Origin of the sequence: Pseudomonas sp. RC4D1, assembly GCF_018390395.1 — a bacterium.
In the GTDB taxonomy this organism is placed as follows: Bacteria; Pseudomonadota; Gammaproteobacteria; order Pseudomonadales; family Pseudomonadaceae; genus Aquipseudomonas; species Aquipseudomonas danubii.
In genome coordinates, this window is the sequence record NZ_JAHBAW010000001.1 from 267,385 (window position 1) to 280,215 (window position 12,831).

General features: G+C 63.6%; 17 protein-coding genes. 9 read left to right on the forward strand and 8 right to left on the reverse strand.

The features are described from left to right. The first annotated feature begins 2 nt into the window (after nt 1-2). On the forward strand, nt 3-953 hold the full coding sequence (locus KHO49_RS01260) for a choline sulfate utilization transcriptional regulator (protein WP_123390210.1): 951 nt from the start codon (nt 3-5) through the stop codon (nt 951-953). Here the strand turns inward: KHO49_RS01260 and KHO49_RS01265 are convergent. Both KHO49_RS01265 and ubiA read right to left on the reverse strand, forming a co-directional pair. Beyond that, nucleotides 919-1,380 (reverse strand): DoxX family protein, encoded by a 462-nt coding sequence (locus KHO49_RS01265; protein WP_019095597.1) that lies wholly within the window; start codon nt 1,378-1,380, stop codon nt 919-921. The genes KHO49_RS01260 and KHO49_RS01265 overlap by 35 nt on opposite strands. Before the next feature lie 53 nt (nt 1,381-1,433). After that, nucleotides 1,434-2,342 carry a 4-hydroxybenzoate octaprenyltransferase gene (gene ubiA, locus KHO49_RS01270; RefSeq protein WP_213664499.1) on the reverse strand — a complete coding sequence of 303 codons (909 nt, stop codon included), beginning with the start codon at nt 2,340-2,342 and terminating at the stop codon, nt 1,434-1,436. Between the two features lie 232 nt (nt 2,343-2,574). On the opposite strand from ubiA, the gene KHO49_RS01275 reads away from it, so the two are divergent. Together KHO49_RS01275 and KHO49_RS01280 are read left to right on the forward strand one after the other, a co-directional pair. Beyond that, on the forward strand, nt 2,575-3,573 hold the full coding sequence (locus KHO49_RS01275; RefSeq protein WP_213664500.1) for a LysR family transcriptional regulator: 999 nt from the start codon (nt 2,575-2,577) through the stop codon (nt 3,571-3,573). Nucleotides 3,574-3,679: 106 nt separating this feature from the next. After that, a complete protein-coding gene (locus tag KHO49_RS01280) occupies nt 3,680-4,006 on the forward strand; it encodes a DOPA 4,5-dioxygenase family protein (RefSeq protein ID WP_102881423.1) in 327 nt (108 codons plus the stop codon). Nucleotides 4,007-4,094: 88 nt separating this feature from the next. On the opposite strand, the gene trpA is transcribed toward KHO49_RS01280, so the two are convergent. Together trpA and trpB are read right to left on the reverse strand one after the other, a co-directional pair. Further along, nucleotides 4,095-4,907, reverse strand: coding sequence for a tryptophan synthase subunit alpha (trpA, locus tag KHO49_RS01285; protein ID WP_102881424.1), 813 nt, complete (start codon nt 4,905-4,907; stop codon nt 4,095-4,097). Further along, on the reverse strand, nt 4,907-6,127 hold the full coding sequence (gene trpB / locus KHO49_RS01290) for a tryptophan synthase subunit beta (RefSeq protein ID WP_102862457.1): 1,221 nt from the start codon (nt 6,125-6,127) through the stop codon (nt 4,907-4,909). The genes trpA and trpB overlap by 1 nt, the downstream gene beginning before the upstream one ends. A gap of 130 nt (nt 6,128-6,257) precedes the next feature. Here trpB and KHO49_RS01295 point away from each other — a divergent pair, with 130 nt between their 5' ends. Then, nucleotides 6,258-7,151, forward strand: a complete 894-nt coding sequence (locus KHO49_RS01295) for a LysR family transcriptional regulator (protein ID WP_170001365.1) — start codon at nt 6,258-6,260, stop codon at nt 7,149-7,151. Here KHO49_RS01295 and KHO49_RS01300 read toward each other — a convergent pair. Beyond that, entirely contained in the window at nt 7,148-7,474 is a 327-nt protein-coding gene (locus KHO49_RS01300) for an ElaB/YgaM/YqjD family protein (protein ID WP_102881426.1), read from the reverse strand. The genes KHO49_RS01295 and KHO49_RS01300 overlap by 4 nt on opposite strands. Before the next feature lie 157 nt (nt 7,475-7,631). On the opposite strand from KHO49_RS01300, the gene KHO49_RS01305 reads away from it, so the two are divergent. Together KHO49_RS01305 and KHO49_RS01310 are read left to right on the forward strand one after the other, a co-directional pair. Further along, a complete protein-coding gene (locus KHO49_RS01305) occupies nt 7,632-7,847 on the forward strand; it encodes a dodecin (protein ID WP_016965134.1) in 216 nt (71 codons plus the stop codon). A 134-nt stretch (nt 7,848-7,981) separates the two neighbouring features. Then, nucleotides 7,982-8,206, forward strand: coding sequence for a DUF1161 domain-containing protein (locus tag KHO49_RS01310; protein ID WP_102862460.1), 225 nt, complete (start codon nt 7,982-7,984; stop codon nt 8,204-8,206). Between the two features lie 66 nt (nt 8,207-8,272). Here the strand turns inward: KHO49_RS01310 and KHO49_RS01315 are convergent, their stop codons facing one another. After that, nucleotides 8,273-9,274, reverse strand: a complete 1,002-nt coding sequence (locus KHO49_RS01315) for an LLM class flavin-dependent oxidoreductase (RefSeq protein ID WP_102862461.1) — start codon at nt 9,272-9,274, stop codon at nt 8,273-8,275. A 240-nt stretch (nt 9,275-9,514) separates the two neighbouring features. Between KHO49_RS01315 and KHO49_RS01320 the strand changes: the two genes are divergently transcribed. Continuing rightward, nucleotides 9,515-9,946 carry an OsmC family protein gene (locus tag KHO49_RS01320; RefSeq protein WP_102862462.1) on the forward strand — a complete coding sequence of 144 codons (432 nt, stop codon included), beginning with the start codon at nt 9,515-9,517 and terminating at the stop codon, nt 9,944-9,946. A gap of 151 nt (nt 9,947-10,097) precedes the next feature. After that, on the forward strand, nt 10,098-10,331 hold the full coding sequence (locus KHO49_RS01325; RefSeq protein ID WP_102862463.1) for a DUF1161 domain-containing protein: 234 nt from the start codon (nt 10,098-10,100) through the stop codon (nt 10,329-10,331). Between the two features lie 6 nt (nt 10,332-10,337). Here the strand turns inward: KHO49_RS01325 and KHO49_RS01330 are convergent, their stop codons facing one another. Beyond that, complete coding sequence (locus KHO49_RS01330) at nt 10,338-10,757, reverse strand: PA0061/PA0062 family lipoprotein (RefSeq protein WP_102862464.1); 420 nt, start codon at nt 10,755-10,757, stop codon at nt 10,338-10,340. 270 nt (nt 10,758-11,027) lie between these two features. Here KHO49_RS01330 and KHO49_RS01335 point away from each other — a divergent pair, with 270 nt between their 5' ends. Continuing rightward, a complete protein-coding gene (locus tag KHO49_RS01335; RefSeq protein ID WP_102881429.1) occupies nt 11,028-12,137 on the forward strand; it encodes an aminopeptidase in 1,110 nt (369 codons plus the stop codon). A gap of 27 nt (nt 12,138-12,164) precedes the next feature. On the opposite strand, the gene KHO49_RS01340 is transcribed toward KHO49_RS01335, so the two are convergent. Further along, complete coding sequence (locus KHO49_RS01340) at nt 12,165-12,815, reverse strand: HAD family hydrolase (RefSeq protein ID WP_102862466.1); 651 nt, start codon at nt 12,813-12,815, stop codon at nt 12,165-12,167. Nucleotides 12,816-12,831 lie beyond the last annotated feature (16 nt).

Genomic DNA, 12,831 nt, shown 5'->3' on the forward strand with positions numbered 1-12,831 from the left:
TTATGTATGAAGCCCTTGGCGACCTGTCCCTGGACCTGCTCCGGGTGTTTGAAGCAGCGGCCCGTTTGCGCAGCTTCACCGCCGCGGCGGTGGAACTGGGGACCACCCAGCCGGCCATCAGCCAGCAGATCAAACGGCTGGAGGAGCGGTTGAACGTGCGCCTGTTCGACCGGATCTACCGCGGTATCGAACTGACCGAATCCGGCGCCTTGCTACTGGAACAGGTGCAGGTCGGCTTGCAGAGCATCGATGCCGGCCTCAGTGCTCTGAGCCAGCAGCATCAGCACGAGGTGCTGCAGGTGGCCACGGACTTCGCCTTCGCCGCCTACTGGCTGATGCCGCGCCTGCATCGTTTTCATGAGGCCAATCCCCAGGTGGACGTCAGCCTGGTGACCAGTGAACGCAGCCACAGCATGCTGCGCAGCGATATCGACGTGGCGGTGCTGTTCGGCGACGGGCGTTTCAAGCACGGCGAAAGTCGCTGGCTGTTCAGCGAGGAAGTGTTTCCGGTGTGCAGCCCGCTGCTGCTCAAGGAGCGTCTGGCTCCCCTGCCCGCCCATGCCCTGCTGGAGATGCCGCTGCTGCACCTGCGGGGTGAAAACGCCAGCCACTGGTTCGACTGGAGCGGGGTGTTCCGCGAACTGGGCCTGGCTGGCGCCCCGCCTCCCGGGCAATTGCGTTTCGACAACTACACCTTGCTGATCCAGGCGGCCATCGGCGGCCAGGGCGTGGCCATCGGCTGGCGTCATCTGGTGGACGATTTGCTGGCGCAGGGGCTGTTGTGCCGGCCGATCGCCCAGAGTGCGCTGTCCGGCTACGGCTATTACGTGGTGCTGCCGCCACGCAAGCGCCGTGGCCCATTGATCCAGCGCTTCGTCGACTGGCTGATGGCCGAGCAAGCCGGCAGCGCTCAATCCCTCAAGGGGCTGTCGTTGCCGTCCATTGCCTTGTAGGCGGCGCCTTGAACAGGCTCAACAGGGACAGTGCGCCGTTGCCCAGGCACACCAGCGACACCGACACCACCGCCAGGAAGGCCAGGTATTCCCAGCCGCCGCCCGGGCTGGTGTAGATCCAGCCGTGGGCGCCGTGGACGAAGACAATCGCCCCCAGCAGCATCGGCAGCAGCCCCAGGGCGATCCAGCGCACGCCGACCCCGAGTATCAGCAACAAGCCCCCCACCAGCTCGGCGCACACCGCCGGGTAGGTCATCCACTCGGGCATGCCGGTGGCGCCGAACAGCTTGAGGGTGCCCGGCCAACCCAGGACCAGGACTTTGAACAGCGCATGGGCGATGTACATGGCGCCCAGGGCCAGGCGCAGGAACAGGGCGGCCCATTGTTCCGGTGCCGAGAGTGGTGATGCGATTGAGCGGGCAGGCATATGACAAGTCCTTGTGTGGTTGGGAATGTTGCCGATTGCTGAGTGTTCAGCGGTTAAACGATGGCCACCGAGGCGCCGGCCAGGAGCAGCACGCCGACGTGGAAGTTGCTGCGAAACAGGTCGTTGCAGGGCTCCGGGTGGTCCGGACTGAACAGGCTGAGCTGGTAGGCCAGGGACAAGGCGATCGGCAGCAGCACGATGAAAAAGCCCGGGTTGGCACCGGCCAGCAGGCCCGCGCCGCACCAGCACAGCACGGTCATGGCGTAGAACCCGGCGATCCAGGTCTTGCCCCGTTCGGCGAACAGCGTCGCGGTGGAGCGCAGGCCCATTTTCAGGTCGTCCTCACGGTCGCTGTAGGCATAGAGCGTGTCGTAGCCCAACTGCCAGAACAGGCAGCCCAGCCACAGTGCCAGCGCACTGGCTTGCAGGCTGCCGGTGGTTTCCACACTGGCCATGAGCACGCCCCAGTTGAACACCGCGCCGAGAAACGCCTGGGGCCAGTGGGTGAAGCGTTTGAACAGCGGGTAGATCAGGGTCAGCGGCGCGCAGCCCAGGGCCAGCAGCACCGTCAGTGGGCGTAGCAATGGCAGCAATGCGGCCGCCAGCAACAAGAGTACGACCAGGCAAGCCAGGGCCTGACTCAGGCTCAGTGAACCGTTGGCCAGGGGCCGCCGGCGGGTGCGGTTGACCTGGGCGTCAAAGCGTCGGTCGAGGATGTCATTGATGCAGCAGCCGGCACTGCGCATCAGCAGGGCGCCGAGGGCGAACACCAGCACCGTGCCGAGCTGCGGAATACGTCCGGCGCAGAGTATCAACGCGGCCAGGGCCGGCAGCAGGGTCAGCCAGGTGCCGATGGGCCGGTCCAGGCGCATCAGGCGGGCGTAGGCCTGCCAGGAGCGGGGCAGCCGGGTGGCGACCCAATCGTGGGCGCGAATGTCATTGAGGTCGGGGCTTGCGGGCATCTTCGTTCCCTGAACTTGAGCACGGTCTTGATCGCAACTGAGGACGAGGTTTCAAGGGGTCGAAAAACACTCAGGTCAGTTGCTTTCACTGAACTTCGGGCAAGCCGTGGCCGTGATCGCACGGTTTGATTTTCAGTGCCATCTGCTCGCTTGTCGGATGCGCTAAAGTTGCCCGCGCCCGCCCCTTGGGGCAAGGGAACAATCCGCAATAGCCTCCTGCAGGATATGCAATATGCTCCGTGATGAAGTGCCCAGCGTCCCGCGTATCGACCTCAACCTGCTGCGGGTTTTCGATGCCGTCTATGAGGACCGCAGCATCCTGCTGGCCAGCAAGCGCCTGCATCTGAGCCAGTCGGCGGTCAGCCATGCCTTGACCCGGTTGCGTGAGTCCCTGCAGGACGAGTTGTTTATTCGCACCGCCAAGGGCATGCAGCCGTCGGCCCGTGCCGAAGCAATTGCCGGCCCGCTGCGCGAAGCACTGCTGACCATTCAGCGCACGGTGGGCGTGGAGGCGTTCGACCCCGCCAGCGCAACGCGGACCTTCACCCTTGCCGCCAATGACTATCTGAGTTCGGTGCTGCTGGCACCGCTGTTGCGGCGCCTGGCCCAGGAGGCTCCGGGGGTGGACCTGGTGGTGCGCCCGGCGACCCGCCTGGATCTGGCCGAGCAGATCGACGTCGGGCGCATCGACCTGGCCGTGGGGGTGTTTGCCGAGCTGCCGCAGCGAGTGCACAGCGCCCGTCTCTGGCAGCAGCAGGATGTGTTGCTGATGTGTCCCGAGCATCCCTTGCTCGACCTGCCCGAGTTGACCCTTGAGGCCCTGGCGGACCAGCCATTGATCACACTGTCGGTAGGCGGGCAGGAGGAAGGCGCGGTCAACGGCTACATTCTTGAGCGCGGTATTGCCCGGCAGTCGGAGATGTTCGATCGCCAGCGCCTGGAGCAGGCGCTGGCGGCGATTGGCCGCAGTCCCCAATACAAGGTCACCCTGCCCCATGCCCTGGTGCTGCCGCAGTTGCTGGAACAGTCGCGGCTGGTGGCGATTGTGCCGGGGCCACTGGCCCGGGCTTTCGAACAGCGCTTTGGCCTGTGTCAGCGGGCGCTGCCACTGGCGGTTGAAGCGTCGTCGCTGTTGGCGATCTGGCATGGACGCAACACGGCAGACCCGGCCCATCTCTGGTTGCGCCAGCAGTTGCTGGAGGTGGCAGGCGCGCTGGCGCAACCGCTTTGAGCTGCTCGGCTTTCGGTGTTTTCATGGGGCCGGTGTTTTTTTCCACAGAGGGTGCTCAGCCTCTGTGACGAGCCTTGAGGCTTGGTCTTTTATCGCGAGGGTTTGCATGCAACGGATCAAGGGCTATCACGCCCACGTCTACTTCGACGCCAGTACCATCGGCCAGGCCCGGGCCTTGTGCGAGCAGGCCGCGCAGCTGTTTGACCTGAAAATGGGTCGGGTCCACGAGCGGCCGGTGGGGCCCCATCCGGACTGGAGTTGCCAGTTGGCGTTCGCCCCTGAGGTGTTTGCCCAGGTAGTGCCGTGGCTGGCCCTCAATCGCCGGGGGCTGGTGGTGTTCCTGCACCCGGATACCGGGGACGATTTGCTCGATCACACCGATCATGCGATCTGGATGGGGGCCATGCGGCCGCTGGATCTGACGGGGTTCTAAGGGGCTGGTGATTGCTTGTGCACACCATGCAAAAAGGGGGCGCAACCTTTGGTTGCGCCCCCCTGATCTTGCGGTCTGGTCTTTACCTTCAGCTGACCCGAGCCTTGCGTACCCCTTCGGAAAGGGCTGCGCACAGGCTCAGAACGCCATCCACCGCTTGCTCGGAAGACTCGGCGTTGGCGATGTGGTCGATCAGTGCCGAGCCCACGACCACGCCGTCTGCCAGACGGGCGATGGCGGCGGCCTGCTCCGGTGTGCGGATGCCGAAACCGATGCTGATGGGCAGGTCGGTGTGGCGACGCAGGCGGGTCACGGCCTCTTCCACATGTTCCAGGGTGGCGGCGCCGGCACCGGTCACCCCGGCTACCGAAACGTAGTAGACAAAGCCGGAACTGCCGTCGAGCACCTTGGGCAGGCGCGCGTCGTCGGTGGTTGGGGTGGTCAGGCGGATGAAGTCGATGCCGGCGGCCTGGGCCGGGTCGCACAGCTCGCTGTTATGTTCCGGCGGCATGTCCACCACGATCAGCCCGTCCACCCCGGAGGCCTTGGCATCAGCGATGAAGCGCGCCACGCCGTAATGGTGGATCGGGTTGTAGTAGCCCATCAGCACCAGCGGGGTTTCATTGTTGCCTTCGCGGAACTCGCGGACCATCTGTAGGGTTTTCGCCAGGTTTTGCTTGGCCCCCAGGGCCCGGATGTTGGCCAGCTGGATCGCCGGGCCGTCGGCCATCGGATCGGTGAAGGGCATGCCCAGTTCGATCACGTCGGCACCCGCTGCGGGCAGGCCCTTGAGGATCGCCAGGGAAGTGTCGTAGTTCGGGTCGCCGGCAGTGACGAAGGTCACCAGGGCGGCGCGGTTCTGTTCCTTGAGCTTGGCAAAGCGGGTGTGCAGGCGGCTCATCAGTGTTTCTCCTGCTGGGACTGTTGCATGTGGTGCATGACGGTTTGCATGTCTTTGTCGCCGCGGCCCGAGAGGTTGACCACCATCAGGTGATCCTTGGGCAGGGTCGGCGCGCGCTTGAAGACTTCGGCCAGGGCGTGGGCGCTTTCCAGGGCCGGGATGATGCCTTCCAGGCGGCAGCACTGGTGGAACGCGGCCAGGGCTTCGTCGTCGGTCACCGAGGTGTATTCGACGCGGCCGATGTCGTGCAACCAGGCGTGTTCCGGGCCGATGCCGGGGTAGTCGAGGCCGGCGGAAATCGAGTGGGCGTCGATGATCTGGCCGTCGTCGTCCTGCAGCAGGAAGGTGCGGTTGCCGTGCAGCACGCCCGGTACGCCGCCGTTCAGGCTGGCGGCGTGCTTGCCGGTCTCGATGCCGTAGCCGGCGGCTTCAACGCCAATGATCTGCACGCTTTTGTCGTCGAGGAACGGGTGGAACAGGCCCATGGCGTTGGAGCCGCCGCCGATGCACGCCACCAGGCTGTCCGGCAGGCGGCCTTCCTGGGCTTGCATCTGCTCGCGGGTTTCCTTGCCGATCACGGCCTGGAAGTCGCGGACCATGGCCGGGTACGGGTGCGGGCCGGCCACGGTGCCGATCAGGTAGAAGGTGCTGTCGACGTTGGTTACCCAGTCACGCAGGGCTTCGTTCATCGCATCTTTCAGGGTGCCGGTGCCGGCGACGACCGGGATCACTTCGGCGCCCAGCAGCTTCATGCGGAACACGTTGGCCTGTTGGCGTTCGATGTCGGTGGTGCCCATGTAGATCACGCAATCCAGGCCAAAACGCGCGGCCACGGTGGCGGTGGCCACGCCGTGCATGCCGGCGCCGGTCTCGGCGATGATGCGTTTCTTGCCCATGCGCCGGGCCAGGAGGATCTGGCCGATGCAGTTGTTGATCTTGTGCGCGCCGGTGTGGTTCAGCTCTTCGCGCTTGAGGTAGATCTTGGCGCCGCCGCAGTGTTCGGTCAGGCGTTCGGCGAAGTACAGCGGGCTTGGACGGCCGACGTAGTCGCGCTGGAAGTAGGCCAGCTCCTTGAGAAACTCGGGATCTTCCTTGGCCTTTTCGTATTCACGGGCCAGGTCGAGGATCAGCGGCATCAGGGTTTCTGCCACATAACGGCCTCCGAACGCGCCAAACAGGCCGTTGTCGTCAGGACCATTACGCAATTGGGACTGGGTCATTGGAGCGCTCCCGGGGAAGTGTGTGGAATGACAGATTCGTGGAAGGACAATGGAGCCCACTCTACCCCTGACACTGGAGCCTGAAAACCGATAAGATCGCCGCAACCTGTCAGGAAAACTCACCTATCCCATGAGCCGCGACCTGCCCCCCCTGAACGCCCTGCGGGCCTTCGAAGCCACTGCCCGGCTTAACAGCGTCAGCCAGGCTGCCGAACAACTGCACGTGACTCACGGTGCGGTCAGCCGGCAGTTGAAGGTGCTGGAAGAACACCTGGGCCTGAGTCTTTTCGTCAAGGATGGCCGTGGCATTAAACTCACAGATGCCGGGGTTCGCCTGCGCGATGCCAGCAGCGAGGCCTTCGAGCGTCTGCGGGACGTCTGTGGCGAACTGACCCGGGGCAGTGCCGATGCGCCCTTCGTGCTCGGCTGCTCCGGCAGCCTGCTGGCGCGTTGGCTGATTCCGCGCCTGGGGCGCCTGAATGCCGACTTGCCGGACCTGCGCCTGCACCTTTCCGCTGGTGAAGGCGATCTGGACCCCCGGCGCCCGGGGCTGGATGCCTTGCTGGTGTTTGCCGAGCCCCCCTGGCCGGCGGACATGCAGGTCTATGAGCTGGCCAGCGAGCGAATCGGGCCGGTGCTCAGCCCGCGCTATGCCGGTTACTCGCACTTGCGCGAAGCGCCAGCGGCGGCCCTGGCGGCGGAGTCGCTGCTGCACACCACCTCGCGTCCCCAGGCCTGGCCCAGTTGGGCACGGCACAACGGCATCAGCGCCGAGGCGCTGAAGTACGGGCAGGGTTTCGAGCATTTGTATTACTTGCTGGAAGCGGCCGTGGCCGGGCTGGGCGTGGCAATCGCTCCAGAGCCGCTGGTGGCCGAGGACTTGCTGGCGGGCAGGCTGGTTGCCCCGTGGGGGTTTTCCGACACCCCGGGGCAACTGGCGCTGTGGTTACCCAAGCGCGCCGCCGATGGGCGCGCCCGGCAATTGGCGCAGTGGTTGAAAAACGAACTGCGCCAGACGCTTTAGTTACCGCGCTTGCACAGCAGGTAGGCGGCCAGCAGACCAATGGCGCCGACCGCCACGCCAGCGGTCGCCCACGGGTGTTCCTGGGCGTATTCGCGGGTGGCGATCCCGGTTTCGCGGGTTTTCACTTTGACTTCTTCGTAGGCATCGCTGATCAGGCTGCGGGAATGCTTGAGCGCATTCTCGGCGTTGCTCTTGAGGGCCTTGAGGGTTTTGCGCGATTCGTCAGTCGCATCGTCCTTGAGGCTTTCCAGGGATTTGAGCAGGCTTTCGATCTCGGCTTCCATACTTTCCAGTGAGGCTTTGCGTAACGAGGTGTTGGCCATGTCGGCTCTCCTGCAGGGTAGTGAACGGACTCTGTAGGTTCCGACTGCGGCCTGTTCAGAAAGTGCAGAAAATCTGAACTAGCCGTGAGCAATGGCGCCCCAAGTAATAAGAAAAATCACTGCTAGGCTGTATTTCACAGCAAAAAAGGAGAGCGCCATGACCGATCATCACACCTACAAGAAAGTCGAACTGGTGGGTTCGTCGCCGAACAGCATCGAAGAGGCAATCAACAACGCGCTGGCCGAGGCGCACAAGAGCATCAAGCACCTGGAGTGGTTCGAAGTGACCGAAACCCGGGGTCATATCAAGGACGGTAAAGCGGCGCATTTCCAGGTCACCCTCAAGGTAGGCTTCCGGATTGCCAATAGTTGAAAGCTTGGGCTAGGCTCTGGAACTTGTGCGCTGGCCGAGTGCCATAGGAAGTGGCAAAGCGCTACAACTGTCTTGAGCCTCTGTCAGGCTGGCTGCAACGCCGCCTCTTTTGATCCGACCAGGGAATGTGACCGATGAAAAAACTAGTATTAGCTGCTGCTTTGTTGAGTCTTGCGGGAACTGCCCTTGCCGCCGGCAAGCCGTGCGAAGAGCTGAAAAGCGAGATCGCCGCGAAGATCGATGCCAAAGGCGCCACCCACTATTCGCTGGAAGTGGTCGACAAAGGCGCGGCGGCTGACGGCAAAGTGGTTGGCTCCTGCGAAGCCGGCACCAAGGAGATTGTCTACAAGCGCGGTTGAGCCTTTGTAGAAGCCCATTGAAAAGCCGACGCATCAGCGTCGGCTTTTTTGTGCCCGAAAGCAGCCTTAGCCCTTCATCACCTGGGCCAGCAACTCATAGGAGTGCAGGCGATCGGCGTGTTCGTACAGGTCGCAGGTAAAGATCAGCTCGTCGGCGCCGGTCTGCTCGATCAGCACCTCCAGCTTGGCGCGGATCTTCGCCGGGCTGCCGATCATCGCCAACCCCAGGAAACTCGACACCGCCTCCTTCTCATGGGGCAGCCACAGGCCGTCCATGCTGTTGACCGGCTTGCGCTGGACCAGGCTCTGGCCGCGCATCAGGGCGAGGATCCGTTGGTACACCGAGGTGGCCAGGTAATCCGCGTGTTCATCGGTATCCGCGGCTACCAGAGGCACGCCCAGCATCACGTAAGGTTTGTCGAGCACCGCGGAAGGCTTGAAGTGATTGCGATAGACGCGAATCGCCTCATGCATATAGCGCGGTGCGAAATGCGAGGCGAAGGCGTAAGGCAAACCCCGTTCCCCTGCCAATTGCGCACTGAACAGGCTGGAGCCCAGCAGCCACACCGGCACGTTGGTGCCGGTGCCCGGTACTGCGATCACCCGTTGCTCCGGAGTACGTGGGCCGAGGTAGGCCATCAGTTCCGCCACGTCCTCGGGGAAATCGTCGGCGCTGCCGGAGCGTTCCCGGCGCAGGGCGCGGGCGGTCATCTGGTCGGAACCCGGGGCGCGGCCCAGGCCCAGGTCAATGCGTCCTGGGTACAGGCTTTCCAGGGTGCCGAACTGTTCGGCGATCACCAGCGGTGCGTGGTTGGGCAGCATGACCCCGCCGGAGCCGACGCGAATGCTCGATGTCCCACCGGCCAGATAACCCAGCAACACCGAAGTGGCGGAACTGGCGATGCCATCCATGTTGTGGTGTTCGGCGACCCAGAAGCGGGTGTAGCCGAACTTTTCCACGTGCTGGGCCAGGTCCAGGGAATTGCGCAGGGATTGCGCCGGGCTGCCGTCTTCACGCACGGGCACCAGGTCGAGGGTCGAGAATTTAACAGCGGACAGCGGTTTCATAGGCCTGCTTCTCCATAGGGGTGCAGGCCTTTGTCATGAGCCAAAACCTGCCGAAATTTGTAAGTCAGACTCATGCAATGTGGGCATATACCCGAGTTTCAATAGTCAGAGTGAATTTGTCGGGTAAATAGACGTCGCGCACACCGGCTGAACTTTGCCGCCGGATCTATCCTCAGAACCCTTAGGCAACAGAAACAAGCGCGGTGCGACCCTTCGCACCCGGTTCTTGAGGAGAAAGAGATGAGTATCAAAAAGAAGGCTTCGGCTCATTGGGAAGGTGATCTGAAAACCGGCATCGGCTCGATCTCGACCGAAACCGGGGTGTTGCGTGAGGCGCCCTATGGCTTCAAGGCACGTTTTGAAGGTGGCAAGGGCACCAATCCGGAAGAGTTGATCGGTGCGGCCCATGCGGGCTGCTTCTCCATGGCGTTTTCGATGATTCTCGGTGATGCCGGGCTCAAGGCCGACAGCATCGATACCCAGGCGGAAGTGACCCTGGATCAGGTGGACGGCGGCTTCGCCATCACGGCGGTGCACCTGATCCTCAAGGCGAAGATCCCCGGCGCCAGCCAGCAGCAGTTCACGGAGCTGAGCAACAAGGCCAAGGAAGGGTGTCCGGTGTCCAAGGTGCTCAATGCCAAGATCAGCCTGGAAGCGACGCTGCTGGGTTGATCGTTGCGTCGGCAAGCCAGCTCCTGCTTCGGTTGGCAGGAGCCGGCATGCCGGTGAATGCGTCTGTGCGGCGGACAAGAACCTGTGGTCGAATACGCGACTGCGGCTTCAGCGCATGCTCGTGCGCGCCGTAGCAAGGGAGCTTGAGATCATGAAACGTTTTGCCTTGGCGGTTGTTTGCTGTGCGCTGGCCACATCGGCCTTCGCCGCCCCCAAGCCCTGCGAGGAACTCAAGGCCGAGATCGAAGCCAAGATCCAGGCCCAGGGCGTTGCCTCCTACACGCTGGAAATCGTCACCAACGACGAGGTCCACGACAACAACATGGTGGTCGGCAGCTGTGAGAACGGCACGAAGAAGATCATCTATCAGAAGAACGATCGCTGAGCCGGCTCACGGCACGCAGTTGATCAGGCGCTCCTCGGCGACGATCTCGCGCTTGGCGTTGTACAGCCGGGCGCTGGGAGTGAAGGCCAGGTTGCGCGCCTCCAGGCGATAGCGCTGGCCGGCTTCAAAATGGTCGTAGCGCAGGCTCAGGTAGCACAGTCGCTCCTGGGGATCGGTGGTCATGCCCATGCCGCCGCCGAACACCTCGAAGTCGAAACGCACCATCAGCTCGTGGCTGCCGGGGCTGACCTGGAAGAAACGCCCGTCCCGCAGGCGCTGGTTGTCCAGGCGCTCGGCCATGACCAGCTTGCCCCCCGGCGTCGGCGTGGCCAGGTCGATCCAGGCCTGTTGCGGATCGACACTGGGCAGGGGCGTGCTGCAGGCACTGAGGGTGGCAAGGGCGAGGATCAACAGAAGTGGGCGCATGACGGAGGCCGAGTAAGCGAAAGGCCCTCAGCATAGCGCCGATCAATTGCGCTGGCAGCCCGCCGCCAGCAGGGTGTGCTGCTCATCAGCCAGCAGGTGGCGGTCCTGGGGGCGGCGTGAGGTCGATCCAGGCTTGCGCCGGGGCCGGTTCGGGCAGTCTGGCGCCGCCGGCGAAAGACAAGAGTGCGGCCGTCGGCAGCAACACGCACGTGGCGAAACTCCAGGTTGGCGAGATAGTCTTGCGGGCAGACTCTCTGTGGATGATTCCAATTGAATAGGCCGCGTTCAAGCCATGGGTTACTTGATCCTCTTTTGCGCTTTTTGTTTGCGGCCCTGACGCTTTTGCTGCTCAACGGTTGCAGCAGCGTTGCGTATTACAGCCAGTTGGCCAGCGGCCAGATGCACCTGTTGCGGGCTCGCACGCCGGTGGCCCAGGTGGTCGCCGACCCCACCCGCGACCCGACCCTGCGGGCCCATCTGGCCCAGTCGCAACGGGCCCGTACCTTTGCCAGCCAGCATCTGCACCTGCCGGATAACAACAGCTACCGGCTGTACGTCGACATCGGCCGGCCCTATGTGGTGTGGAACGTGTTCGCTACCCCGGAGTTTTCCCTGAGCCCGCAGACCCATTGCTTCCCCATTGCCGGTTGCGTGGCCTACCGCGGCTACTACAGCCAGGGCGCCGCCCGGGGCGAGGCGGCGCTGCAGCGGCAAAAAGGCATGGACGTGGCGATCGGCGGGGTGGAGGCCTATTCGACCCTGGGCTGGTTCGATGACCCGATCATCAGTTCGATGATGCATTGGGGCGATGAGCGTCTGGCGACCCTGATCTTCCATGAGCTGGCGCACCAGCGCTTCTATGTGAAGGACGACACCGAGTTCAATGAGTCCTTCGCCACTTTCGTCGAGCAGGAAGGCACCCGCCAGTGGCGGGCCTATCGTGGGTTGCCGCCCCAGGACAACGCCGATGTCCGTCAACGGGATCAGTTCATCCAGCTGTTGCTGGATGCTCGCAAACGCCTGGAGCAGTTGTATGCCCAACCCTTGTCCGCCGAGCAGATGCGCCAGCGCAAGGCCCAGGAGTTCGAGGTGCTGCGCCGTGATTATCGGCAGCTGCGGGACCGCGAGTGGGCCGGTTCCAAGCGCTATGACGCCTGGATCAACGCACCGTTGAACAACGCCCGGCTGCTGCCCTTCGGTCTGTACGACCAATGGGTGCCGGCGTTTGCCGCGCTGTTCAAGGAGGTCAATGGCGACTGGCCGGCGTTCTTCCTTGCAGTGGAGAAACTGGGGCGCCTGCCGGCCGAGCAGCGCAAGGCTGATTTGCTCAGGCTGCAGAGCGCCTTATCCGCCAAGCCGGCTCCCACCCCTGACCTGTAGGCGCCGGCTTGCCGGCGAACAGCGGTTCTAACGCCGCAAAAACGCCTGATGCAACTCGGCCAGCGTCTCAAAGTGATAGGCCGGAGCTTCGGCACTCAGCTCCTCACGGCTGCCGAATCCATACCCCACCGCCGCCGCATCCAAGCCATTGCGCTTGGCGCCGATCAGGTCGTGCTTGCGATCGCCGATCATCAGGGTGCTGGCCGGGTCCAGCTGTTCCTGCTCCAGCAAATGGGCGATCAGCTCCACTTTGTCGGTGCGGGTGCCGTCCAGTTCGCTGCCGTAAATCACCTTGAAGTGCCGGGCGAAGTCGAAATGGCGGGCGATTTCCCGGGCGAACACCCAGGGCTTGGAGGTGGCGATGTACAGCTGGCGCCCTTGCCCGCCGAGGGTTTCCAGCAGCGGCGCGACCCCGTCGAAGACCCGGTTCTCATACAGGCCGGTGACCTTGAAGCGTTCGCGATAGAAGTTCACCGCCTCCCAGGCCCGGGCTTCGTCGAAACCGTAGAACTGCATGAAAGCCTGCAACAGCGGTGGGCCGATGAAGTGCTCCAGCCGGGTCAGGTCCGGCTCGTCGATCCCCAGCTTGCCCAGGGCGAACTGGATCGAGCGGGTAATGCCTTCGCGGGGATCGGTCAGGGTGCCGTCGAGGTCGAACAGGACGGTTTGGTAATGCATGGCAGTTCCTCGGCAG

Bases quoted from the DNA above. Each gene is read 5' to 3' on its own strand.
- KHO49_RS01325 (WP_102862463.1), top strand. From the start codon at position 10,098: ATGAAACGTTTTGCCTTGGCGGTTGTTTGCTGTGCGCTGGCCACATCG.
- KHO49_RS01315 (WP_102862461.1), bottom strand. From the start codon at position 9,274: ATGAAACCGCTGTCCGCTGTTAAATTCTCGACCCTCGACCTGGTGCCC.
- KHO49_RS01320 (WP_102862462.1), top strand. From the start codon at position 9,515: ATGAGTATCAAAAAGAAGGCTTCGGCTCATTGGGAAGGTGATCTGAAA.
- trpA (WP_102881424.1), bottom strand. From the start codon at position 4,907: ATGAGCCGCCTGCACACCCGCTTTGCCAAGCTCAAGGAACAGAACCGC.
- KHO49_RS01310 (WP_102862460.1), top strand. From the start codon at position 7,982: ATGAAAAAACTAGTATTAGCTGCTGCTTTGTTGAGTCTTGCGGGAACT.
- KHO49_RS01265 (WP_019095597.1), bottom strand. From the start codon at position 1,380: ATGCCTGCCCGCTCAATCGCATCACCACTCTCGGCACCGGAACAATGG.
- KHO49_RS01300 (WP_102881426.1), bottom strand. From the start codon at position 7,474: ATGGCCAACACCTCGTTACGCAAAGCCTCACTGGAAAGTATGGAAGCC.
- KHO49_RS01280 (WP_102881423.1), top strand. From the start codon at position 3,680: ATGCAACGGATCAAGGGCTATCACGCCCACGTCTACTTCGACGCCAGT.
- KHO49_RS01305 (WP_016965134.1), top strand. From the start codon at position 7,632: ATGACCGATCATCACACCTACAAGAAAGTCGAACTGGTGGGTTCGTCG.
- ubiA (WP_213664499.1), bottom strand. From the start codon at position 2,342: ATGCCCGCAAGCCCCGACCTCAATGACATTCGCGCCCACGATTGGGTC.
- KHO49_RS01295 (WP_170001365.1), top strand. From the start codon at position 6,258: ATGAGCCGCGACCTGCCCCCCCTGAACGCCCTGCGGGCCTTCGAAGCC.
- KHO49_RS01340 (WP_102862466.1), bottom strand. From the start codon at position 12,815: ATGCATTACCAAACCGTCCTGTTCGACCTCGACGGCACCCTGACCGAT.
- trpB (WP_102862457.1), bottom strand. From the start codon at position 6,127: ATGACCCAGTCCCAATTGCGTAATGGTCCTGACGACAACGGCCTGTTT.
- KHO49_RS01260 (WP_123390210.1), top strand. From the start codon at position 3: ATGTATGAAGCCCTTGGCGACCTGTCCCTGGACCTGCTCCGGGTGTTT.
- KHO49_RS01275 (WP_213664500.1), top strand. From the start codon at position 2,575: ATGCTCCGTGATGAAGTGCCCAGCGTCCCGCGTATCGACCTCAACCTG.
- KHO49_RS01330 (WP_102862464.1), bottom strand. From the start codon at position 10,757: ATGCGCCCACTTCTGTTGATCCTCGCCCTTGCCACCCTCAGTGCCTGC.